We start from the raw sequence: 23,188 nt of genomic DNA on the forward strand, positions 1-23,188 counted from the left end.
ACACGAACGGCCCCCACCGGAAACCACCGGTGGGGGCCGCTTCGTGTCCAGAGTCCACGACGAGCAGCGCAGTGTCATCCAGGCGGCCCCCGCGCGGCGTGGTGGTCACGACAGGGCGGTGACTGCCGTACACTGGGTAGCAGCAGCCCGATCCGTCTTGCCGCGGGCTGCCTGCAGTGCACGCGAGCCTTTCAGAGTTGGCGATTTCAGTGCCGCTGCGCCCTCACACCCTGCAATGTCGCAGTGCCGTGGCGCGCGATGGGTGAGACACCAACTGTGAAGACTCGGAGTCTCCCTGTGTCCCAGGACTTTGCACGCCTTGGCGTGCCCGCCCCGCTGTGCGACCACCTCGCTCAGCAGGGGATCACCACCCCCACCCCGATCCAGGCAGCGACGCTGCCCGACAGCCTCGCCGGCCGTGACGTGCTCGGCCGTGGCCGCACCGGCTCGGGCAAGAGCTATGCCTTCCTCCTCCCCATGGTCACCCGCCTCATGGGCTCGGGGCGTCGCCGCACCCCCAAGCGTCCCCGGGCCCTGATCCTGGCGCCGACCCGCGAGCTCGTCGGGCAGCTCGAGACCGCCCTGGCGCCGCTGGCGCAGATCGCGGGCCTGCGCACGATGACCATCTTCGGTGGCGTCGGCCAGAACCCCCAGGTCCGCGCGCTCGCCGCCGGCGTCGACATCGTAGTCGCCTGCCCCGGGCGCCTGGAGGACCTGATGGGTCAGGGTCACGTCATCCTCGACCACATCGAGATCACCGTCCTCGACGAGGCGGACCACATGGCCGACCTGGGCTTCCTGCCCGGCGTCAAGCGCATCATGGACAAGACGCCCCGCGAGGGCCAGCGGATGCTGTTCTCCGCGACGCTGGATGCCGGCGTCAACGTCATCGTCAAGCGCTTCCTGTCCAACCCGGTCACCCACGAGGCGGACTCCGAGCAGTCGCCGGTCGACGCCATGAGCCACCACGTGCTCCACGTCGCGCACGACTCGCACCTGCCGGTGCTGCTGGACCTGACGGCCGCCCCGGGCCGCACGGTCGTCTTCACCCGCACCAAGCACCGCGCCAAGAAGCTGGCCCGCCAGCTCAACGCGTCCGGCGTCCCGGCGGTGGAGCTGCACGGCAACCTGAGCCAGAACGCCCGCACCCGCACGATGGACGCCTTCCACAGCGGCGCGGCCGCGACCCTGGTCGCCACCGATATCGCGGCGCGGGGGATCCACGTCGACGACGTCGCACTGGTCATCCACGCCGACCCGCCGGTCGAGCACAAGGCCTATCTGCACCGCTCGGGCCGCACCGCCCGCGCCGGCAACTCCGGCACCGTGATCACCCTGATGACCGACGACCAGGTGCGCGACGTGCGTGACCTGACCCGCAAGGCCGGCATCAAGCCGACCACCACCCGCGTCGACACCACGCACCCGCTGCTGCAGGAGCTCGCCCCCGGCGAGCGGGAGTATGCCGGCGCTTTCGTCCACGCGGTTCCCGCCGGTGGGCAGCAGGGCGGTGGGCAGAACGGCAGCCGTAACGGTGCCGGACAGAACGGCGGCAGCCGCTCGAGCGGTCGCAGTGGCGGTGACTCGCGGGGCACCCGGGGTCAGGGTGGCGGTTCCCGCGCCGGTCAGGGCCGAGGCCGCGGTGGCGGTCAGGGCTCGGGTCGCTCCGGCGGCGGTCGCTCCGGTGGTCAGGGCTCGGGTCGTGCGGGGGGTCAGGGCTCAGGCTCTGGTCGCTCCGGTGGCCAGCGGTCCGGCTCCGCCGTGCGTTACTCCAGCAGCTCCGGCGGCGCAGCCGCCTTCTCGGCGGGCACCAGTGCCGGTCGCAGCCGCTGACGCTCCGCTCTGACGTTGCCTGCTGACCCGTCCTCCGGGGCGGGTCGGCGGTGACCCCTGGGAAATCGATCGCGGCAAACCCTAGGAATGACCGCCGCCCTGCGCCATACTGCAGGGCCAGAGGTCATTGTTCACGTGTCGGTCAAGCCAAAGTCATTAATTGCTATTACGGTCGGCGGCAGGCACGGCCCGCCCAGTGCGGTCGCGATGCCTCCCCGTGAGCGCCATCCGGCGTCCATCCCGAAGGAGCGAATTGATGTCCCAGACCCAGAGCAGGTGGCGCCGCGGTTCGACCGCCGCGCTCGCTGCGGCGGCGTTGGTGGCCAGTGGCGCAGCCATGACCAGCACCGTCGCAAACGCCGACCCCGAGGACGCCGCGTCCCCGGTCGCCCCGCAGGCGGCGACCGCTGAGCGCATCAGCGGCCCGGACCGCTACGCGACGGCGGCCGCGATCGCGGCTGAGTACCCCGATGGGGCCGACGTGGTCTACGTCGCGACTGGCACCTCCTTCCCGGACGCCCTCGCCGCCCGGGACAACAGGGACGCGGCGCCCGGCCCGGCTCCCCTGGGCGACAACCTGTGGGCTGAGGGCCAGGACGGCGGCAACGCCGCTCCCGTGCTGCTGGTCACCCACCAGCGCATCCCCAACGCCACCAGGGCCGCTCTGGAGAGCCTCTCCCCGTCCAAGATCATCGTGGTCGGCGGTGGCGAGGTCATCAATGGCAACGTCTTCGGGCAGCTCGGTGCCTACGCCGACGACGTGGAGCGGCTGCGCGGCAACGACCGTTACGGGACGGCCGCCGCGGTCGCCGAGCGCTGGCCGACGGGGACGCCGGTCGTCTTCCTCGCCTCCGGCGAGAACTACCCGGACGCCCTCACCGGTGGCGCGGTCGCCACGCGGGCCAACGCCCCGATCCTGCTGACCCGCACCGACCACCTGCCCAAGACCACCCGCGAGGCGCTGCAGGACATCGCTCCCTCGTCCGTGGTCATCGTCGGTGGGACCGGCGCGGTCGACGAGGAGGTCGAGGCCGCCGTCGCCGCGATCGTGCCCGACACCCGCCGCGTCGGTGGTCTGGACCGCTACGAGACCGCTGAGCTGCTCGGCGAGCGCTACGAGAAGGACGCCGACCGCGCCTTCGTGGCCACCGGTGCGGACTACCCGGACGCCCTGACCGGCTCCAGCCTGGCCGGCTACGAGGGTGCCCCGCTGCTCCTCACGCGCCCGGACAAGCTCCCCAACTCCACGTACGCGGCGCTCGACACGCTGTCGCCGCAGGGCGTGGCGGTGCTCGGCGGCACCGTGGCCGTCGCGGACGCCGTGCTGGACACGCTCAACGCCAGCCTGCCGGACTGGGTCACCAGCGTCCACCTGCAGCTGCTGTCCTTCAACGACTACCACGGCCACCTCGAGGCTGAGTCGGGCCAGACGCTCACCGAGCAGCAGGACCCCGAGCAGCACGTCGTCGGTGGTGTCGAGTACCTCTCGACCAAGCTGAGCGAGCTGCGGGTCGGCTCCAAGGACGACCAGACGCTGACCGTCGCGGCCGGCGACCTGATCGGTGGCTCGACCTTCCTGTCGGGCATGTTCCACGATGAGCCCTCCGTGGAGAGCCTCAACGTCCTCAACCTGGACCTCTCCTCCGTGGGCAACCACGAGTTCGACGAGGGCACCGAGGAGCTGCTGCGCATGCAGGACGGCGGCTGCCACCCCGTGGACGGCTGCTACTTCGACGACGAGCCCTATGCCGGCGCGGACTTCCAGTGGCTCGCGGCCAACGTCGTCAAGAAGGACGGCTCAGGCACCCTGCTGCCGGGCACTGACGTCAAGGAGATCGATGGCGTCAAGGTCGGCTTCATCGGGATGACCCTGGAGGCGACCCCGTCGCTGGTGAGCCCGGGTGGGATCACCACCGTCAACTTCCTCGACGAGGTGGAGACCGCCAACGCGGCCGCGGCGGCGCTGCAGGCGCAGGGCGTCGAGAGCATCGTGGTGCTGCTCCACGAGGGTGGCTACCCGACCGGCACCTACAACGGTTGTGAGGGCATCTCCGGCCCGATCGTGGACATCCAGAACGGTCTGGACCCGGCGATCGACGCTGTCGTTACCGGGCACACCCACCAGCCCTACGTCTGCACAATGGAGGACCCGGCCGGCAACCCGCGCCTGATGACCTCCGCCGCGCAGTATGGCGGGGTTGTGACCGCGGCTGACCTGCCGATCGACCGGACGACCGGTGACGTGATCCGGGAGGGCCTGGCCGCGGCCAACCACCTGGTAATCCGGGCTGAGCTGACGCCTGATCCGGCTGAGACGGCTGTGCTCGACAAGTGGGGCGCGCTGGCTAACGAGATGGCCGGTCAGGTCGTCGGCACCGTCGCGGAGGACATCACCGGCGACTCCAGCACCTCTCGCGCCGAGGTGACCCCGATGGCCAACCTGGTCGCCGACGCGATCCTGTTCGGCACGCAGGCTCCCGAGGACGGAGGCGCGCAGATCTCCTTCATGAACGTCGGTGGTGTCCGTGCCGAGCTGACCGTGGCGCCGACTGGCGACGAGGCGCCGGGTGAGGTCACCTACGCCGAGGCCTATGGCGTCGCGCCGTTCGGCAACCTGCTGGTCAGCATCGACCTGACCGGCGCCCAGATCGACGCGGTCCTGGAGCAGCAGACTCAGCCGGCCGGCAGCAGCCGCCCGGTCCTGGCTCTGGGCGTCTCCGAGGGCTTCAGCTACACCTGGGACGCCGCTGCTCCCGCGGGTGAGCGGGTCAGCAACATGACGCTCAGCGGTGTCCCGCTGGAGGATGGCGAGACCTACCGCGTCTCGACCCTGTCCTTCCTGCAGGAGGGCGGCGACAACTTCACCGCCTTCACCGACGGCACCAACCTGCAGGGTGGTCCGGAGGACCTGGCCAACCTGGTGGACTACCTCGGCGCCAACGAGGGCCTGACCGCCCCCGAGTGCCGCGTTGTGGGACTGTGCTGGGCCGACGGTTGGAACTGACCTGACCTGAGTAGTTCAGACTGACCATGAAAACCCCTTGGGGCCGCACCGTCCGGTGCGGCCCCAAGGGCGTTGCGCCACCTTCCGCGTCGGGGCGTCAGCTGGAGAAGCGTGCTCTGCTGGGACCCCGCTGGGTCTGCAGGTCTCGAGCGACGGCCTCGGCGTCCCGCAGGGTGCGCAGCACGTTGGCGCCGGCGAGCTTCACGAGGTCAGCGTCGGACCAGCCGCGGTCGGCGAGGGCGGCGAGCAGTCGCGGATAGCCGGACACGTCCTCGAGGCCAACCGGCAGGCTGGCGACACCGTCATAGTCGCCGCCGAGCCCGATGTGGTCGATCCCCGCGACCTCCCGCAGGTGCTCGATATGGGTGACCACCTGCTCCAGGGTGGCCGGGGGGCGGGGGTGCGTGACGGCATACTGCTCGACCCAGGGCTCGAAGGCCTCCAGGTCGGTCGAGGCGATCCCCTCCTGTGCTGCGGCGGCGGCCGCCTCAACCTTCCAGTCCCACACCTGCGGGGAGACGAACTGCGGGGCGAAGACCGCCATGCAGGTGCCGCCGTTGCGGGCCAGCGTCTCCAGGACGTCGTCCGGGACATTGCGTGGGGTCGGACAGATCGCCCGGGCCGAACTGTGCGAGAAGATCACCGGCGACTCGGTCACTGCCAGGGCGTCGCGCATCGTGTCCGCCGAGACGTGCGAGAGGTCGACGAGCATCCCGAGGCGGTTCATCTCCCGCACCACCTCTCGCCCGAAGTCGGACAGGCCACCGAGCACGGGCTCGTCCGTGGCCGAGTCCGCCCACGGCACGTTGTCGTTGTGGGTGAGCGTCAGATAGCGGACACCCAACCGGTGCAGGATCCGCAGTGCGCCGAGAGAGCAGCCGATGGAGTGCCCGCCCTCGGCCCCCATCAGGGACGCGATGCGACCCGAGGCGAAGACCGCGTCCACCTCGTCCGCCGTCGTAGCCAGTCCGAGTCGGTCAGAGTAGCGCTCCACCATGGCGTAGACCGCGTCGATCTGCTCCAGGGTCTGGATGACCGCCTGGTCGGGCTGCAGGGTCGAGGGGACGAAGACCGACCAGAACTGGGCGCCGACCCCACCGGCCTCCAGCCGAGGCAGGTCGGTGTGGTTGGGCGTGCTGCCCGCGATGTCGAGGGCGTCCCAGTCGTAGTCGACCAGAGCCCGGGCCCGCCAGGGCAGGTCGTTGTGGCCATCGACGAGGGGGTGCTGGCGCAGCAGGTCACGAAGTCGCTCGGTGGAGTTCACCCGATGAGTTTTATCACTGTCGGCGGTCAACCGTCGTGGCCAGGCCCGCCAGGAGCTGTCAGGACCCGCGCAGACGCGGGTGACTGTGCTGAACATAGTCCTGCAGGGGGATTCCCCCCGGTCTGCTGCAGGTCTAGGGTGTGCCATATGAAGGTAAAGGGGGCAGTACTCGTCGGCCTTGTCACGGCCGCGCTCACAGTGGCTCCGGCTGCGGGTGCACTCAGCAGCCCGTCGAGCAGTTCCGGTGCAGACGCATCGCACATCACCATGTCCGCCCTGGCCTCCGGCTCAGAAACCGCCGCCGGCTCCCTGGGCATCTCGCTCAACGTCCTGGCCCACGCCGACGATGCATCGTCCGACCCGGGTTCGTCACCCGACGCCGGTTCGTCGCCCGACGCGGGTTCGTCGCCCGACGCGGGGGCGGGGCTGACGTCGGACACGACGGCCGTCGGCAAGGCGAGACTGGCCGGCACGGACCGCTACGGCACCTCGGTCGCGATCTCGAAGTGGACCTTCCCGCACCAGGGTGACGCGGACCGCGTCTACCTGGCCCGCGCGGACGTCTTCGCCGATGCACTCACTGCTGGCGTGCTCACGGACGGTCCGGTGCTGCTGGTCCCCGGCGACTGCGGTGCCCCTCGCGCGGTGGTGCGCGCGGAGATCACCCGGCTGGATCCCGAGACGGTCGTGGCCCTGGGCGGCGAGGCTGCAGTGTGCCAGGCACAGCTCGAGGTGGCCGCCAACGGGCGCCCAGTCGAGCGGCTCACCGGCGAGAACCGGGCCGCCACCGCGGCCGCGATCGGACTCTATGAGTTCGCCGAGGGCACCACGACGGTCTATCTCGCACGGGGCAACAGCTCCCCGGACGCGATGGTCGGCGGGATGCTGACCGACGGACCGATCCTGCTGACCAATCCCGACGGCACCCACCTCCCGCAGGTGACGCGTGCCGCCATCGCCGAGCTGGACCCGGACCGAGTGGTCGCACTCGGCGGCACGACCTCGGTCAGCAACTACCTGCTGGGCCAGGCGGCTGATGGACGCGCGACGAGCCGGTTGGCCGGCACGGACCGTTACGCGACGTCGGTCAAGGTGGCCGACAACGCCTTCCCCGCCGGCAGCGACCGGGTCTATATCGCCCGCGGAGACGGAGCCAACCTGACCGACGCGGTCGTCTCCGGCGTGCTCACCGACGGACCGGTGCTGTTGGTCAACGGCCCGTGCATCAAGGTGCCCAACGTCATCCAGAAGTATCTTGCGGACAAGCAGCCCTCTGTCGTCGTGGCCCTCGGCGGCCAGGGCGCGGTCTGTCACCAGTTGCTGGAGGACGCGGCAGCGGCCGCGACACCCCCGCCGCCACCACCTCCACCACCTCCGCCTGGTCCCAACTGCGCCCAGGTCAGATGCGTGGCACTGACCTTCGATGACGGCCCGTCGGCCTACACCACCCAGCTCGTCAATACCCTCGACGACCTCGACGTCCCGGCCACCTTCTTCGTGGTCGGCCAGATGGCCGACGCCCGGCCCAACACGGTGAAACGGTCCTACGACCACGGCTACCAGGTCGAGAACCACACCTGGAACCACCCGGAGATGAACACGCTCACGCTGACCCAGCAGCAGTCGCAGTACACCTCGACCCGCAACCTGCTGACCGGTCTGGGCATCGAGCCGACCGACATGCTGCGCCCGCCCTACGGGGCGTGGAACAGCAACACCCGCAAGCTGGGCGTCCCGCTGATCCTGTGGAGCATCGACACCCGTGACTGGGAGAACCGCAACACGGCCCAGATCCGGGCCAACGTCCGCAACAGCATCCACAACGGCGCGATCGTCCTCCAGCACGACACGATCCCCGAGTCGGTCGCAGCCGTCCCGGGCATCGTCTCGGACCTGCGGGCGCGGGGTTATCACTTCGTGACGGTGGAGGACCTGGTGCCGTGGGCCGGTCCGGGAGACCTGGTCTACTCCCGTGGCAATGTCGTCGACGCCACCGTCGAAGCTGAGCCGCAGGTCTTTGACGGCGCCGACTACGCGCCTCCGGTCGACGCGGCAGAGATGCCGGTGGAGTGACCTGTGTCGGTCCTCGGGTGCATGCTGACCGTATGCAGCTCACCCGGGTGATCGAGACATCGGCAGCGGTCGCGGGGACCAGGTCCCGCACCGCCAAGGTGGCAACCCTCGCGCAGACCCTGCAGGAGGCCTCGCCGGACGAGGTGGGTGTGGTGGCCGACTATCTGGCCGGCCGGTTGCCACAGCGGACCGTCGGAGTGAGCTGGAGAGGGCTGCAGTCCCTGCCCGGTGCGGCGACTCAGGCACAGCTGGAGGTCCTCGAGGTCGACCACGCCCTCAGCGAGCTGGGCGCGCTCCGGGGCGCCGGTTCCGGGGCGATCCGGGCCGCAGCTGTCGCGGCCCTGTTCGGCCGCGCGACCGCGCAGGAGCAGCGGTGGCTCGTCGGGCTGATCACCGGTGAGCTGCGGCAGGGTGCCGGCGACGGCGTCATGCTCAAGGCGATCGCTGAGGCCGCGCAGGTCCCGGAGTCGCAGGTCCGCCGAGCCGTGATGCTGGCCGGGTTCGCCGGGCCCGTGGCGGCCCTGGCCTTAGGAGCCGGAGGTGGTGAGGAGTCCACCAGGGCGCTGGCACAGATCCGGTTGGAGGTCGGGCGTCCGTTGCGACCGATGCTGGCTGGCGCCGCACCCGACCCGGCCGCCGCCGTGGCAGCAGTAGCGGCCGGTGCCGAGGCAGCGGGCCCTGACCCGGCTGCGCCCAGACCGGCTGGCTCGGTGGGGGTGGAGACCAAGATCGACGGCATCCGGCTGCAGGCGCACCTCGATGGTGGACACGTGCGACTGTTCACCCGCACCCTGGACGAGGTGACCGACCGGCTGCCCGAGGTGGTCGCAGTAATTACAGCTCTGCCCGCCGAGCGAGCGGTCCTGGACGGCGAGGTGATCGCCCTGGGGCCAGACGGGCGACCGGAGCCCTTCCAGGTGACCGGTGCCCGGACCGCGAGCAGCGCCGATCCCGACGCGCTGTCGGGCACGACGCCGCTGACCACCTTCCTCTTCGACCTGCTCCACGTGGACGGGCGTGATCTGGTCGACGAGCCCGGGCAGGTGCGCTGGGCGGCCCTGGAGTCCCTCGCGCCGCACCTGCTGGTGCCCCGCACGGTGACCAGCGAGCCGGAGACGGCGCAACAGTTCTTTGCCGACCAGGTCGCCGACGGCCACGAGGGCGTCGTGGTCAAGAGCCTGGGCGCACCCTATGCCGCGGGGCGACGCGGCGCGGGCTGGGTCAAGGTCAAGCCGCGCCACACCCTGGACCTGGTGGTGCTCGCCGTCGAGTGGGGCAGCGGACGGCGTCAGGGCTGGCTGTCCAACATCCACCTGGGGGCGCGTGATCCACAGAGCGGCGAGCTGGTGATGCTCGGCAAGACCTTCAAGGGCATGACGGACGAGATGCTGGCCTGGCAGACCGAGCGCTTCCTGGCCCTGGAGACCCACCGGGACGGGCACGTCGTGCACGTCCGGCCCGAGCAGGTGGTCGAGGTCGCCTATGACGGGGTGCAGCGCTCCTCGCGCTATCCCGGTGGTGTCGCCCTGAGGTTCGCGCGGGTCCTGCGCTACCGCGATGACAAGCCGGTCTCCGAGATCGACCCGGTGCCGCTTATCGGGAGTCGCGCTCGCGATAGAGACGACGCGTGATGGTGTCCTCGTCGGTCTCGTCCCACTGCTGGTCGTCGTAGCCGTCCGTCCCGTCGGAGCCGTCGTGGCCCTCCTCCGGGGCGTAGCCGTCCGTGGCGAGGTCCTCGGCATCGGCGGGTCGACGGTTGCCGCTCAGGGTGAGGAAGGCTCCCAGCGCGATCAGCGCCAGGCCGACCAGGATGCCCACCCAGGTCAGTGGTCCGCGGATGAAGCCCAGGAGTGCGCCCTGGCTGCCATAGGTGTCAGCGTTCTCGGCGACCGTCTCATCGGTGTAGCCGATCGTGCCGACCGTGATCGGCACCGTCGGCAGGCTCGCATCGCGTGGCTGGAAGTGGACGTTCTGCTCCTCGAGCCCCTTGAGGATCACCCCGGTGTTCGGCTCGACCCACAGCGAGCGGGTGTTCTGATAGATCCGGCCGGCGTCGACAGGCTGATCGGTGCCAAAGAGCTCGCCCGGCAGACCCTCGCTCTCGGAGACCTCCTCCGGGCCCAGGACCATCACGAACTTGTAGGCGGCCACTCCCTCGATCCGCTCCTCGCCCTGGAACTCGGCGGTGACCGACCGTTCCAGCGCACCGTCCCAGTAGGGGTAGTCCTCCTGCTGGGTGTCGAACGGGAACTTGAAGAACAGACCGTCGTGCTCGATGCTCTCTCGCGGAGCGACCCCGTCGGGGTCGGTCGGGTCGCCCACCGCGATGTAGTCGCCGCAGCAGTTGTTGGCCAGCCCCGTGGTCCGGTCGAAGGAGACTCCCTCGTCGGAGTAGGTCAGCACCGGCCCGTCCTCGACCTTGGACTCCACGGTGGTCTGCCAGAACGCGGAGTTGTCCTCACCGTCCACCAGACCCGGGATGCCCACCACCGTCCGGGTCGACAGGAGGGTCACTCCCTCCAGCTTCTCCACGCCGTCGCCGGAGACGCGCAGGGCACTCATGTTGCCGCCGCGAGAGACCGAGACACTCTCCTGGTCGAGGTCGATCTTGGCCAGCGACTCGTAGATGACGGGCTTGGCCAGCATGCCCAGGAGCAGCGCGAACGCCCCGACTACGAGACTGAGCATGCCGAGGGTGCGGCGCATCTGTGGCTCCTTTGCCGATGAGGATCAGCCGGATCGTACCAGCGAGTAACGCAACCGCCCAGCTTCGCCCGGGTGTCGTAGAGTTCTGGCGAGATGACCGCGCCCCTCCGTCGTGGATTTCCCGACGCCACTCCCGACGCCCGTGACGCCACAACCCCGGCGGATCCGTTCGGGCTGCGTCGCCGGTTTGGCGCGCTGGACGGGTTGCGCGCGATCGGGGCGCTGATGGTGGTGCTCACGCACGTCTCGGCGCACACCGCCACCAGCTTCACCGAGCCGTTCGGTGGGATCCTGTCCCGTTTCGATGCCGGGGTGGCGCTCTTCTTCGTCATCTCCGGGTTCCTGCTCTACCGCCCGTATGTCGCGGCGCGGCTGACCGGGACGCCCTCTCCCGACATCCGTGGTTATCTCTGGCGCCGTGCCCTGCGCGTCCTGCCGGTGCTGTGGCTCGCCGTGGCCGGGGTCTGGGTCTTCTTCGACCACGGCACCCCGGCCAGCCTCTACCTACGGCACGCCGCCCTGATCCACATCTACTGGCCCGAGAACTGGGTGCTCGGACTCACCCAGATGTGGAGCCTGGCGGTGGAGGCAGCCTTCTATGTCGCGCTGCCGTTGCTCGCCTGGTTGCTGGTGCGCACCGCCCGGGACCCGTTGGCCTTCGTCCGGCGCAGCCTGCTGGTCCTGGTGCTGCTGGTCCTGGCCAGCCCGGTGTGGGTCTATGTCGTCACCGTTCTGGACCATGCCACCGCCCCCCAGTGGCTGCCCGCCTATCTCGGCTGGTTCGCGGTCGGGATGGCTCTGGTGACCTGGCAGCAGGCCCGGTGTCTCGGCATACTCCCCAGCTCCTGGCTCGACGGGTGGGCCCGCCAGCCGGTCACCCTCTGGCTGTGTGCGCTCGCCGTCCTGGTGATCGCCGCGACCCCGGTCGCGGGTTCGCGGGGGTTGGCTGCGGCCGTGCCCGCGGAGGCGGCGTTCAAGAACCTGATCTATGCGGTCTTCGCGCTCCTCATGGTGCTGCCGTGCATCGCGGCTCTGCGCGGGCACGAGGACCCGTCGGCAGTCCGGGTCCTGTCCCGTGGCGTGGGCCGGTGGCTGGGTGACATCTCCTACGGGATCTTTGCCTACCACCTGCTGATCCTGGAGCTGGTCGGTCCGGTCGTCGGACACGAGAACTTCACCGGAGGCTTCTGGCGGTTGCTGCTGCCCACCCTGCTCATCACCATCCCGGTGGCCTGGGTGAGCTATCGCTACATCGAGAGGCCACTCATGCAGTGGGGGCGTCGGGTCTATCCGCGCCGCTGACCGGCGGCCCCGCGCTGACCGGCGGCCCCGCGCTGACCGGCGGCCCGGCACTGTTCGGCGGCCTTGCACTGACGTGGCGTGCGGCACCGGCCAGTGCCAGCAGGATGGCCAGCAGGACGACCACCTGCGGCAGCACGTCGCTCGGCGCGCTCCCGTGCGGCGTGGGGCCGAGCCAGGTCAACAGGCCTGTGCCGACCAGTCCGACGACAGACACGACGGCGGGTGCGGCACGCGGCGGCGTCAGCCGCAGCACCCCGGCGGCGAGCAGCGCCAGACCCAGGCCCCAGAGCCCGGCGAACAGGATCGCAAACAGCAGCACGAGGCCCACCGCCTCGGGCACGTTGGGCGAGGCCGCCGGCAACGGTCGGACGGGCCGCCCTGGATGCCAGAGCGCCCCGGCTCCGAGCAGGGCCAGCAGGGCGAGGAAACCGGCACCCAGGCCGGCGCGGTAGGCGCCGTCCGGACCGAACGTCGCCTCGACCGTCCCCGCCGCACCGGCGGGCACGACGAAGCCCTGCTGCCAGCCGTCGACGACCAGTGGCGTCAACGGCGTGCGCTGTCCGTCCTCGGACACCAGCGTCGCGGACCAGCCCGCCCCGGCGTTCTGGGCGATCACGACGAGCGAGTCCGCCGGTCGCTCGGGCAGGGACACCTCCAGGGCGGCCGGGTCGGGCCGGGTCACCTCCAGGGGGATGCCCCGCGCAGCGCCCGCCGTGGGGATGCCCCGCGCAGCGCCCGCCGTGGGGATGCCCCGCACAGACCCGGCAGCCGAGTTGCTCGTCTCGGAGTCGACCCGCGTCAGCATGAGGGCGACCGGAACCCACTGTTCGGTCGCCTCGGCCACCACGTCGTGCGCACCGGAGCCCAGGACGAGGGTGTCGTCGTCGGTGCACGGCACCCAGTCCAGCCGGGACCGCTCCAGCACCTGCCGCACCGTGCCGCTGACGCGGGTCTGGATGGTCTGGTCCGCGACGATGACGTCGGGGCCCGAGCCGCACTCCAGCTGCAGATCGCGGTCGGGGTCGGGCAGCGCCAGGTCCTCCGCGCCGAGCAGGGTGAGCTCGCTGACACCGACCGGCAGGACCCGCAACGAGTCCGGCACGAGCGGGTCGACGGTCGTCACGGGGAAGGAGCCTCCGAAGGTGATCTCCACGGTGCTCACCTCGGTCTCCTCCCAGGTCACCGTGCTCTCCGCGCCGATGACACGCTCCATCGGCTCGCCACCGTCGAGACTGACGAGCAGCTCCGAGGGGTGACTGGCCGCCAGGAAGTAGTCACTGACCACCCGCAGCCCGCCGACCCGGCGAGGCTCGGGGAGCGTCAGGGTCAGGGTCGGTGAGCCGTCCAGCGCTCCGGCCACCCAGCCGGTGCCCGCATCGCCGTCCAGGACGGACTCCGGACGGGCATAGGGCGCCAGGACGTCGCGGGAGGAGGCCGTGACCTGCACCTGTCCCGGCACCCGCAGCAGTTCCTCGAGCGCGGTGCCGTCCACGGGCAGCACCTGACCGTGCACGGCATACTCCGCTCCGGTGTCGAGGGCGACGGTGCGCCGCAGACCGGCCGGCTCCTCCAGCGGCGCGGACTGAGCTCCGGCGCACAGCGGTCGCTGACCGAGCATCAGGCAGGCCGACCGGCCCAGCTGCTGGGCCCGCAGCGAGATCACCTCCACCTCGCCGGTGGCCGGACGGACCTGCAGGCTCGGAGCCACGGGGGTCAGTCCCGGCAGGTCCACCTCGGCCAGCGCCGCCGACCCGCCAGAGGCCGCGGACGCCTCGAGCACCGTCAGCCGCAGGGTGGCCGTCGACCCCTCTGGCAGGGCCAGTTCGTGCGTCAACCGTCCGGGAGTCATGGTGGTGGTCTCGGTGCCGGCGTCGGTCTCCACCTGCCAGGTCTGCACCGAGGCGTAGTAGGCCGGTGAGCCGACCCGGATCGTGAGGGTGCTGCCCAGGTCCTGGGGCTGCGTGAACTCCAGCTGCCACCACTGACCCACCGCACTGGTCCCGGCGCCGACCCACGCCGACGTCGCCGAGCCGTCAAGCGCGCGCCAGGGGTCGTGGCCCGCCTCGGTGGTGCCAAAGACGTCCGCGTCCGAGCGGGAGGAGGAGGCGGTCACCGAGGCGATCGGCTCCGGCCAGGTCAGGACCGCGGGGTCACCGAGTCCGGGCAGCAGGTAGTCGTTGACCGCCCGGGCCGGCATCTCCTCCGCGGCCGTCATCATGCCGGAGACATTGTCTGCGGCCTGCCCGAAGTTGACCGCCCGGCGCCGATACCCGTCGCTGACGACCGTGCCTGCCAGCTCTGCACCGCCCAGGGCGGCGTCGAGGTCACCGCCCAGGGCGCTGGCCGCGTCCTGCAGCAGGTATGCCGGGGCGCCAGCCACCAGCGCCGGCACGTCCTCCGGTCCACCGGTGAGCAGTTGGGTCTGGTCGAGCGGGACGAGCCGGGCGGGCGTCGGGTCCGGCACGGCATACACCTGCACCGAGGGGGTGGGCACGATGGTCCGCTGCCGGGTCGTGTGGGTGTCGGTCTCACCGGGTGGGCCGACCGGCGGGCCGAAGTCACCCACGCGCTCCAGCCCCGCCGCCACCAGTGCCTGGTGCGGCGCGATCGGTGGCGTCTGCTGCGCGCCGAGGGTCAGGTCGTTGCGGACCACCACCCACCCGATGCCGCCACGGGCCAGGGCCTGCGCCAGGTCCGGCCCCCCGTCACCGGCGCCGATGCGGCGCTGGATCTCGTCCAGCCACCGGGTCGAGCCGGCCCCGCCCAGCGGGACAGCGTCCCGCACCGCGAACGGGCGCTCCAACAGCGCCTGCAGCGGCTCGTCCCGGGTCACTCCCCAGGTGTGCTCAGCAAAGGGGGCCGCGGGGACCACCAGGACGGTGCCGTCCCCCGGCTGGGCGTCCAGCCAGTCGGCCGCCTCCACCCAGTGGGGCGCGATCTGCTCATAACCGCCGGGCCGCGGCAGGGTCGAAGCCACGGCAGGTGCCCCGACCGCCACCACCAGGCAGGCGGTGGCGAAGGGCACCAGGGCGCGGTGCACCTGGGCGCGACGGGCCCAGCGGGTGGCCTGGGTCAGGGCGCTGGCCAGCAGCAGCACCAGCGGCAACCGCACGACCAGCTCGAACTTGTGGGTGTTGCGGAAGGCGGCCAGGGGCCCGTCGAGCAGGGACTGGACCGGCTCGGCCAGGACCCCCGCGAGGACCCCGGTGTGTCCCGCGCCGACCAGCAGCAGGCCGGTGCCCAGACCCACGGCCAGGAACAGCCGGTGCGGCGTCCGGGCCACGGTCAGCATCACCAGACCGACCACGGCGATGATCAGGCTGGCGGCGATCAGGAGCCAGCTGTCGACATACTGCCTCCCGGCGGGCCAGCTCGGTCCGGAATGGGTGACCAGATAAAACAGCCAGTGCGTGGTGCCGCGCAGCGCCTCGGTCGGACCCGCGACGAGGGTGGTGGTCCCGGCCGACTCGATCCAGTCCAGGAAGGGTGGGCTGTGCGCCCCCATCACCAGCAGCGGCACCAGCCACCACGCCATCGCCACGACGACGGCAGCCAGCCACGCCAGCAGGGCGAGCAGCACCTCGCGGCTGAGGCGACGGGTCAGGAACCACAGGGTCGGCAGCACCAGCACCGCGCCGGTGGCGACCGCGTTGACCCCGCCGACCAGCGCCACGGCGAGAGCCGACCGCCAGATCCGGCCCCACCAGGTCAGCGGCGCCCGGCTGACCAGCGGCAGCAGCACCCACGGGGCCATCGCCATCGGCCACACCTCGACGGAGGTGATGGTCACCTCGCTGAGCATTCGCGGGGTCAGGGCATAGGCGAAGGCGGCGGCATAGGCGGCCCACGGTGACCCCATGCCCAGGGCGCGGACTAGCCGCCAGGCACCGAGGAAGGCGACGCACAGCACGACTGACCACCACAGGCGCTGGACCACCCAGGCCGGCAGACCCAGCTCGAGCAGCACGGCGTGAAAGGGCCCGACGGGCAGCAGATAGCCGTAGGCCTGGTTCTGCAGCTGGCCGAGGAAGCCGTGCGGGTCCCACAGGTGCAACGACCGGGCGAGGAACCCGATCGGGTCGGCGGTCAGGTCGAGCTTGGTGTCCGGCACCACCAGTCCCGGCGCCTGCCGGAACATCAGGGCGGTCAGCGCCAGGCAGCCCAGCAACAGGCGGGCGGGCCAGGGGCTGGACCCCTGGGCGTATGCCGCACGCTCGCCCTTGTCGTCGGCGTCCGGTCTGCTGGGGGGCGGGTCCGTGAGCTGCTCAGGGGTGCGGCTCACAACCGCTCCAGCACGATCACGGCGTTCCAGGCCACGACCTCACGCAGGCCCGGCACGCGGACCATCCATCGCGCCCAGGCGGGGTGATAGCGCGGCTCGACCGCCACGATGCGCGCCTCGCCGGAAGCCTCGACCGCCCGCGCCCAGCGCATCATCCGCCCCACGGAGCAGACAAACAGCGACGTGCCGAAGTCGTTCTTGGGCCGGTGACCATGCCGCCGGGCATAGCGGTCGGCCGCCCGGCGTCCGCCCAGGTAGTGCCACATCCCGGTCTCGTGGCCGCCGTGCGGGGACAGCCACGGGGTCCACGACAGATAGACGGTGCCGCCCGGCCGGGTCACGCGCACCATCTCGTGCGCCATCTGCTCAGGGTCCGGCACGTGCTCTAGGACGTTGGAGGAGTAGCACAGGTCGATGCTGGCGTCGGCCAGGGGCAGTGCCAGACCGGAGGCACGCAGGGTGTTGGCCGCGGCGTGGCCGCGGGCGGTCAGCTCGCCCGCATCGGGCTCGATGCCGAGATAGCGGGCCCCTGCGGCGAGGAAGGCGTTGGCGAAGTAGCCGGGTCCGCCTCCGACGTCGAGCACGTCGGCACCAGCCAGGGGAGCGAAGCGGGCGACCTCCCGGGTCGAGTCGGCGGCCAGCACGCTGTAGAACCGGTCCGGGTCACTCTGCTCGACCAGAAAGGCGCGAAAGAGGTGCACGGAGCGCGCGAGGGTCCCGGCGGGGGGCAGCGCTGCGTGTTCCACGCCAGAACCATAATGCGGCTACTATGCGGTAACCCATTCGGCGCCGCCCGGCTGCCGGCCCACGACGACGGAGTCCTGATCGATGCGGATCGCCCTGTGCAACTGGCGCGATCTCGCGCACCCTGAGGGCGGCGGGGCTGAGCTCTATGCGCGGATGGTCGCCGAGGGACTGGCCGCTGCCGGGCACGACCTCACCTTCCTGTGCGCGGCGCACGACAACGCGCCAAAGGAGGAGCACCACAACGGGGTGCGCTATCTGCGGGCCGGGTCCCGCACGGGCGTCTATGCCGCGGCCCGGCGCGCGATCCGCCGGCTCGAGGCCACCGAGGGACGGTTCGACGTGGTGGTCGACGTGCAGAACGGCCTGCCCTTCTTCGCCGGCTGGGCCACGCAAGCCCCTGTCGTCGTGCTCGTCCACCACGTGCACCGCGAGCAGTGGCCGGTCGTCTTCAGCCCCCCTGTGGCAGCGCTGGGCTGGGGCATCGAGTCCCGGGTCTCCCCGCGCCTCAACCGCGGACGGCAGTATGTCGCTGTCTCCCGCTCCACCCGCGACGAGCTGGCCGAGCTGGGGGTCGAGCCGCGCCACGTCGCGATCATCCACAACGGGACGCAGCCGCCACCGCAGGTCACCGCCGAGCAGACCGAGGGACCGCACCTGGTGGTGCTGGGCCGGGTCGTGAAGCACAAGCGGATCGAGCACGCGATCGACCTCACCCGTCGGCTGCGTGACCGGCACCCGGGTCTGCGTCTGCGGGTGGTCGGCGACGGCTGGTGGCGCGACGAGGTGCGCGACTACGTCGCCGCCTGCGGCGCGCAGAAGTATGTCGACCTGCTGGGTTTTGTTGACGAGGAGACCAAGCACCGCGAGCTGGCGGCTGCCTCCCTGCTGCTGGTGCCCTCGGTCAAGGAGGGCTGGGGTCTGTCGGTGGTGGAGGCCGCCAGCCACGGGGTGCCGGCGATCGGCTACCGCGGAGCGGGTGGGGTCTCGGAGTCGATCGAGGACGGCACGACCGGGCTGCTGGTCGACGACCTCGAGGAGATGACGGCGGCGGTCGATGGACTGCTCACCGACCCGGACACCCTCATCCGCCTGGGCAACAACGCCCTCGCCCATGCCGCACGCTTCACCTGGGACGAGACCGTGCGTGCCTGGGAGCACCTGCTCCTGCGCGCGTCCTGGGGCCACGACCCGACGGCCCTCGGCGATCACGAACACCCCGTCCCATCGGCTAACCTTTCCATCAAATCAGCAACCCGGAGGTCCTCATGAGCCAGTCCACCAGCGCCGCCCGCGTCGTGCCCGTGGTCCTCGCTCTCGTCGTGGGTCTGGGCGCCGCCGGCGCCGCCACCGCTGCCGTGGTCAACAGCTTCAGCCCCGACGACGGCACCGCCAAGGACAGCGGACCGGTCGAGCCGGTCCCCGCCGGCGAGCTCCTCGGCTACGGGGAGTAACCCATTTTCCGAGAGGTTTGGTAGGTCTCCCCCGCCTTTTTGGAGGGGTTTCGTAGGTCTCTTCCGCCTTTTCCGAGAGGCTTTGTAGGTCTCCCACACCTTCTCGGAGAGGTTTCGTAGGTCTCCCACGCCGTCTGGGGAATTCAGGCCGCTGGACTGCGCCGGGTTGAGGGGTCAGGGGATCTCGAGCACCATCCAGTCGTCACCGCTGTGCGCGCGGTGGAGCTCACCGCCGCCGCTGGGCAGTTCACCGGGTGAACCGAGCCAGATCAGCACGTGGCTGATGTCCTGCGCTCGCAGCAGGTCTGTGTCGAGCACGCCATCCGGGCCTGCGAGTTCCGCGGCGATCTCGGGGTCCTCCCCGCCGACCAACCACTCCTGATCTCCCCGGCGGACCAGAAGGTCTCGGGCGTGCACCACCTCCGCCTCCAGGGCGCGGGGGAAGGGGTCGAGGAACTGCGTGGGTCCCACCCAGTCGACCTGACGGAAGGGCTGCCAGGGCAGGAGCAGCACGCGCCCCTCGGCCTCGTCGTTGAGGAGGTCGACGACCTGGTGCCACTCGGCCGGCAGGGCCACAGGATGCAGGTCTCGGGCCAGTCGGCTGGGGACGTCCGGCACGGTCAGCACCGCGAGGGCCACTGCGGTCAGGGACAGCCCGGCGGCGACCCATCGGCTCCACCTCATCCGGTCGACCGCGACCGCCAGTCCGATCGCGAACAGCACCGCCACGCCACAGGCGGCCCAGCCAAGCCACCGGTGGGTGTCGCGCAACAGCGCGACGCCGGGCACCTGCTGGACGGCCCGCCACAGCGGCATCAACGGGCCGGCCAGGAGCAGCACGCTGAGCACCGTGCCCAGATAGGCCGCAACTGCCAGATCCAGCGCGCGCCGGGTCGGGACGGGGACGGTGCGCGCCGGGAATGGCCAGGCGGTGGCCGTGGACCGGGCGAGCAGCGCACCGAGCACCAGGAGGAGCTGCAGCAGCACGAACGCTAGGGTGTCGCGCGCGGAGGGCATGGCTCCACCGGCCCAGACCCCACCCAGCGTGGCGACGGAGCCGATCACCCCCAACGGTCCGTCCGAGCGCACCGCAAAAGCGTCGGCGCCCTCCGGCCTGGTCCCCGCGCTGGGATCCTGCAGCCCGGCGATCACCCAGGGCAGGGAGAGCAGGGCGACGGGCGTCAGCAGCACCGCGGCCTCCAGCGCTCGTCCCCCCAGCTGTGCGGGAGCCCTGGTCGATCCGTCGCGCAATTTCGGGGAGGTGCGGCCCACCGCAAGGGCAGTGACCAGCACCGTCACGGCGGCCATGACAGCTCCGACCGGGGTGAGTGCGGCTGGGGCGGCGGCCGCGAGCACGAGGAGCGCCCGGACCGGCAGTGACTTCGCCGACCGGGCCGCACCCACCAGCCACGGGATCATGGCATAGCCCAGGAGTGAGGGTGCCTGCCCCAGCAGAAGGCGCTCTGCGACATAGGGATTGGCGATGGCCAGGCCCGCTGCCACACTCGTGGCGACCGGACCATACCGCCGCAGCAGCACCGTCATGCCGGAGCCGACGAGCAGCAGGGGGGCGACCAGCAGCACCCGGGCAACCAGGCCGGCCGGCAGCACGACGCTGAGCGCGGCGACCACCGCATCCAGAGGCACGGCCCGAGGCGCTCCGTCACCGCCGAGGGTGTTGGCCCCGAGCACCGGGTCCGGCACCGTCACGAAGTCACGGAACAGATAGACCCCGTCCCAGGGTGGGACACCTACTGATCCGCCCAGGAACAGCGCTGTGGCCAGGACGGTGACGGAGAGCCCGGCCCCGACCGCCCAGCGTGGGCGTGGCACAGCTCAGACGTCGGCCGGAGCAACGGGCATCGCACGCTTGTGGGCGGTGCGGGCGTGCCAGCCCTCAATCGTCTCCCGATCAGTGTCGGAGACGTCCTTGCCCTCGAGGTAGTCGTCGATCGCCTCATAGGTCACGCCGAGGGCCACCTCGTCCGGCTGCAGGGGCTGACCGTCCTCAAGGTCGGCGGTCGGCACCTTGACCACCAGGTGCTCAGGCGCGCCCAGGTGGGCCGCGACGGCACGGACCCGACGCTTCGTCAGCCCAGCCAGAGGGGTGAGATCACAGGCCCCGTCGCCATACTTGGTGTAGAAGCCGACCACCGCCTCAGCTGCCTGGTCGGTCCCGAGGACGAGCAGCGAGCGGGCGCCGGCGGCGAGGTACTGCGCAACCATGCGCTGCCGGGCCTTGACGTTGCCCTTGACGAAGTCGGCATGGTTGATGGTGGTGAAGTCGATGCCAGCCGCGTCGACCTCGGCGAACATCGCGTCGGTGGACTCCTTGATGTTGACCGTCACGGTCTCGTCGGCCCCCACGAACTGCACCGCGGCCGCGGCGTCGGCCTCATCGGCCTGGGCGCCGTAGGGCAGCCGCATCGCGAGGAAGGTGGCATCGCCCCCGTCGGCGCGCACCCGCTCGCACGCCAGCTGCGCAAGACGCCCGCAGACCGTGGAGTCCACACCACCGCTGATCCCCAGCACATAACCCTTGGTGCCGCTGGTGCGCAGATAGTCCGCCAGGAAGGTGATGCGCCGCTCGGTCTCCTGCGCCGCATCGAACTCCGCCCGCACCCCGAGCTCTGCGATGATCTCCTGCTGCCTGGTCATGCTGCGAATCTACCCGTGGCAGTGGCCGGTCGCGCGATGCCTGCTAGAGCCACCCCCGCTCCTGGGCGACCCGGGCCGCTTCCACCCGGGTCGCGGTGCCGGTCTTGCCGATCGCCGAGGACAGGTAGTTGCGCACCGTGCCCTGCGACAGGTGGACCCGCCCGGCGATCGAGGAGACGGTGCCTCCCGCGATCGCCTCGCGCAGGACCTCGCGCTCGCGGTCGGTGAGCGGGTTGGGGCCCCCGAGCACCGACTCGGTGGCCAGCTCCGGGTCGACGACGCGCAGCCCGGCGTGGACCCGGCGCACCGCCTCGGCCAGCTCGCGGGCAGGAGTGTCCTTGACCACGAAACCACGTGCGCCGACGTCCATCGCCCGGCGCAGGTAGCCAGGACGTCCGAAGGTCGTCACGATGAGGACCCGAACCTGCGGCAGGTGTTGGCGCAGCTGGTCGGCCGCCTCGATGCCGTCCATCCCGGGCATCTCGATGTCGAGCAGGCAGACGTCCGCCTGTGAGGTGCGGGCGGCCTCGAGCACCTCGTCACCACGGCCGACCTCGGCGACGACGCTGAGGTCCTGCTCCAGGTTGAGCAGCGCGGCGAGGGCACCACGGACCAGCGCCTGGTCGTCGGCGAGCAGGAGGCGGATCGGTGAGTCAGTCAAGGGATACCTCCAGGACGGTGCCTCCGGTCGGTCCCGGGGTCAGGGTGATGGTGCCTCCTGCGGCGGCAACCCGCTCTCGTATGCCGCGCAGGCCGTTGCCCTCCCGGCGACCGACGGCACCGCGCCCGTCGTCGGCCACCACCAACCGCCCCGGGCCCAGCTCGACGGTGCACCGGGTGGCGCCGCTGTGCCGCACCACATTGGTGACCGCCTCGCGCAGCACCCATGCCGTCAGCACCCGGTGCCGGGGGTCGACGTCCGAGAGGTCCTCTGGCAGGTCGGCCTCGATCCCGGCGTCGGTCAGTGCCGCGTCGGCGGCTGCCACCTCGTCCGCCAGGCTCGCGACCCGCAGGCCACTGACGGTCGCCCGGATCTCGGCCAGCGCGACCCGGCTCAACGCCTGGATCTGTGCCAGTTCCTCCCGGGCGCGCACGGGGTCGGTCTCGATGAGCCGCTCGGCGAGCTCGGCCTTGACGGTGACCACGGTGAGGCTGTGCCCGAGGACGTCGTGGACGTCCCGCGCGACCCGGTCGCGCTCGGCGGCCAGGGCCAGCTCGGCCTGCGCCGCCCGGTGGACGTGGCCCCGCTGCTCGACGATGCGGACCAGTCCGGTGGACAGTGCCACCAGGGAGACGATGAGGATGAAGTACCAGTCCTCGGTGAGTGACCCCACCGCGAGCGGGACGATGATGCAGAGCAGGACCGCGCCCACCGCTGTCGCGAAGGCCCAGGTCAACGGCAGGCTGAACATCGCCAGGGCCACGATGTAGGGCAGATGGGACAGAGAGCCCACGCCGAGCAGCGGGGTCAGCGCCAGGGCGATCAGCGCCATGACCGCCAGGTGGCGCAGACCGGTGCGCACCACCTGGTCCCAGGTGTCCACCCCGCTGATGACGATGAAGCACCGCAGATAGACCGCCGCGAAGGTGAGGATCCCGACGATCCCGAGCACCCGCCATACGGTCGGAGCCTCGCCCGTGGCCAGCGCGATGATCGGGAAGGCCAGGAAGACCAGCCAGATCGCGCCCATCAGCCAGCCGAACCGCTCCCAGGGGTCGACCGTCGAGGAGGGGGTCGCTGCCTGGGCCATGGCACGAGCCTGCCGCATCGACCTCGACGGTGCCACGTCCGGGCGTCACCGGCCCCACCTGACACCTGTCACCACCGCCGGACCTACGCCCGCCAGGGCCCCGACTAGCATCGGAAT

At 71.2% G+C, this 23,188-nt stretch carries 15 protein-coding genes; 7 read left to right on the forward strand and 8 right to left on the reverse strand.

Annotation, left to right across the window (positions count from 1 at the left end; translation table 11 throughout):
- Positions 1-258: 258 nt before the first annotated feature.
- Positions 259-1,833: a DEAD/DEAH box helicase gene (locus tag FNH13_RS01665; RefSeq protein WP_143781846.1), complete on the forward strand. Its 1,575-nt coding sequence runs from the start codon at positions 259-261 to the stop codon at positions 1,831-1,833.
- Between the two features lie 256 nt (positions 1,834-2,089).
- Entirely contained in the window at positions 2,090-4,837 is a 2,748-nt protein-coding gene (locus tag FNH13_RS01670; RefSeq protein WP_143781847.1) for a cell wall-binding repeat-containing protein, read from the forward strand.
- Positions 4,838-4,934: 97 nt separating this feature from the next.
- Here FNH13_RS01670 and FNH13_RS01675 read toward each other — a convergent pair whose 3' ends face one another.
- Positions 4,935-6,101 carry a dipeptidase gene (locus FNH13_RS01675; protein ID WP_228266531.1) on the reverse strand — a complete coding sequence of 389 codons (1,167 nt, stop codon included), beginning with the start codon at positions 6,099-6,101 and terminating at the stop codon, positions 4,935-4,937.
- A gap of 267 nt (positions 6,102-6,368) precedes the next feature.
- Between FNH13_RS01675 and FNH13_RS01680 the strand changes: the two genes are divergently transcribed.
- Entirely contained in the window at positions 6,369-8,174 is a 1,806-nt protein-coding gene (locus FNH13_RS01680) for a cell wall-binding repeat-containing protein (protein WP_165699974.1), read from the forward strand.
- Positions 8,175-8,206: 32 nt separating this feature from the next.
- Positions 8,207-9,805, forward strand: coding sequence for an ATP-dependent DNA ligase (locus FNH13_RS01685; RefSeq protein WP_143781850.1), 1,599 nt, complete (start codon positions 8,207-8,209; stop codon positions 9,803-9,805).
- On the opposite strand, the gene FNH13_RS01690 is transcribed toward FNH13_RS01685, so the two are convergent.
- Positions 9,768-10,880 (reverse strand): DUF3068 domain-containing protein, encoded by a 1,113-nt coding sequence (locus tag FNH13_RS01690; protein WP_143781851.1) that lies wholly within the window; start codon positions 10,878-10,880, stop codon positions 9,768-9,770. The genes FNH13_RS01685 and FNH13_RS01690 overlap by 38 nt on opposite strands.
- A 93-nt stretch (positions 10,881-10,973) precedes the next feature.
- Between FNH13_RS01690 and FNH13_RS01695 the strand changes: the two genes are divergently transcribed.
- Positions 10,974-12,182, forward strand: coding sequence for an acyltransferase family protein (locus FNH13_RS01695; RefSeq protein WP_143781852.1), 1,209 nt, complete (start codon positions 10,974-10,976; stop codon positions 12,180-12,182).
- Here FNH13_RS01695 and FNH13_RS01700 read toward each other — a convergent pair.
- Together FNH13_RS01700 and FNH13_RS01705 are read right to left on the reverse strand one after the other, a co-directional pair.
- On the reverse strand, positions 12,145-16,464 hold the full coding sequence (locus FNH13_RS01700; RefSeq protein ID WP_143781853.1) for an alpha-(1->3)-arabinofuranosyltransferase domain-containing protein: 4,320 nt from the start codon (positions 16,462-16,464) through the stop codon (positions 12,145-12,147). The genes FNH13_RS01695 and FNH13_RS01700 overlap by 38 nt on opposite strands.
- On the reverse strand, positions 16,461-17,210 hold the full coding sequence (locus tag FNH13_RS01705) for a class I SAM-dependent methyltransferase (protein ID WP_202878844.1): 750 nt from the start codon (positions 17,208-17,210) through the stop codon (positions 16,461-16,463). The genes FNH13_RS01700 and FNH13_RS01705 overlap by 4 nt, the downstream gene beginning before the upstream one ends.
- An 82-nt stretch (positions 17,211-17,292) precedes the next feature.
- Here FNH13_RS01705 and FNH13_RS01710 point away from each other — a divergent pair, with 82 nt between their 5' ends.
- A complete protein-coding gene (locus FNH13_RS01710; RefSeq protein WP_143781854.1) occupies positions 17,293-18,480 on the forward strand; it encodes a glycosyltransferase family 4 protein in 1,188 nt (395 codons plus the stop codon).
- Complete coding sequence (locus FNH13_RS01715) at positions 18,477-18,662, forward strand: hypothetical protein (protein WP_143781855.1); 186 nt, start codon at positions 18,477-18,479, stop codon at positions 18,660-18,662. The genes FNH13_RS01710 and FNH13_RS01715 overlap by 4 nt, the downstream gene beginning before the upstream one ends.
- A gap of 174 nt (positions 18,663-18,836) precedes the next feature.
- Here FNH13_RS01715 and FNH13_RS01720 read toward each other — a convergent pair whose 3' ends face one another.
- The 4 genes from FNH13_RS01720 to FNH13_RS01735 are packed head-to-tail and all read right to left on the reverse strand — an operon-like array spanning position 18,837 to position 23,071.
- The gene (locus FNH13_RS01720; RefSeq protein WP_143781856.1) at positions 18,837-20,495 is read right to left on the reverse strand and encodes a hypothetical protein; all 1,659 of its coding nucleotides are present in this window, start codon (positions 20,493-20,495) and stop codon (positions 18,837-18,839) included.
- Between the two features lie 3 nt (positions 20,496-20,498).
- Positions 20,499-21,320, reverse strand: coding sequence for an ammonia-dependent NAD(+) synthetase (nadE, locus tag FNH13_RS01725; RefSeq protein ID WP_143781857.1), 822 nt, complete (start codon positions 21,318-21,320; stop codon positions 20,499-20,501).
- Positions 21,321-21,363: 43 nt separating this feature from the next.
- Positions 21,364-21,981 (reverse strand): response regulator transcription factor, encoded by a 618-nt coding sequence (locus FNH13_RS01730; protein ID WP_143781858.1) that lies wholly within the window; start codon positions 21,979-21,981, stop codon positions 21,364-21,366.
- The gene (locus FNH13_RS01735; RefSeq protein WP_228266532.1) at positions 21,974-23,071 is read right to left on the reverse strand and encodes a sensor histidine kinase; all 1,098 of its coding nucleotides are present in this window, start codon (positions 23,069-23,071) and stop codon (positions 21,974-21,976) included. Before FNH13_RS01735 ends, FNH13_RS01730 begins: the two co-directional genes overlap by 8 nt.
- Between the last annotated feature and the right edge of the window lie 117 nt (positions 23,072-23,188).

This window comes from Ornithinimicrobium ciconiae (genome assembly GCF_007197575.1).
Classification (GTDB): Bacteria; Actinomycetota; Actinomycetes; order Actinomycetales; family Dermatophilaceae; genus Ornithinicoccus; species Ornithinicoccus ciconiae.

Coding starts and splice junctions, on each gene's coding strand:
- FNH13_RS01735 (WP_228266532.1), bottom strand. CDS start 23,071: ATGGCCCAGGCAGCGACCCCCTCCTCGACGGTCGACCCCTGGGAGCGG.
- FNH13_RS01715 (WP_143781855.1), top strand. CDS start 18,477: ATGAGCCAGTCCACCAGCGCCGCCCGCGTCGTGCCCGTGGTCCTCGCT.
- FNH13_RS01710 (WP_143781854.1), top strand. CDS start 17,293: ATGCGGATCGCCCTGTGCAACTGGCGCGATCTCGCGCACCCTGAGGGC.
- FNH13_RS01680 (WP_165699974.1), top strand. CDS start 6,369: ATGTCCGCCCTGGCCTCCGGCTCAGAAACCGCCGCCGGCTCCCTGGGC.
- FNH13_RS01670 (WP_143781847.1), top strand. CDS start 2,090: ATGTCCCAGACCCAGAGCAGGTGGCGCCGCGGTTCGACCGCCGCGCTC.
- nadE (WP_143781857.1), bottom strand. CDS start 21,320: ATGACCAGGCAGCAGGAGATCATCGCAGAGCTCGGGGTGCGGGCGGAG.
- FNH13_RS01665 (WP_143781846.1), top strand. CDS start 259: ATGGGTGAGACACCAACTGTGAAGACTCGGAGTCTCCCTGTGTCCCAG.
- FNH13_RS01695 (WP_143781852.1), top strand. CDS start 10,974: ATGACCGCGCCCCTCCGTCGTGGATTTCCCGACGCCACTCCCGACGCC.
- FNH13_RS01685 (WP_143781850.1), top strand. CDS start 8,207: ATGCAGCTCACCCGGGTGATCGAGACATCGGCAGCGGTCGCGGGGACC.
- FNH13_RS01690 (WP_143781851.1), bottom strand. CDS start 10,880: ATGCGCCGCACCCTCGGCATGCTCAGTCTCGTAGTCGGGGCGTTCGCG.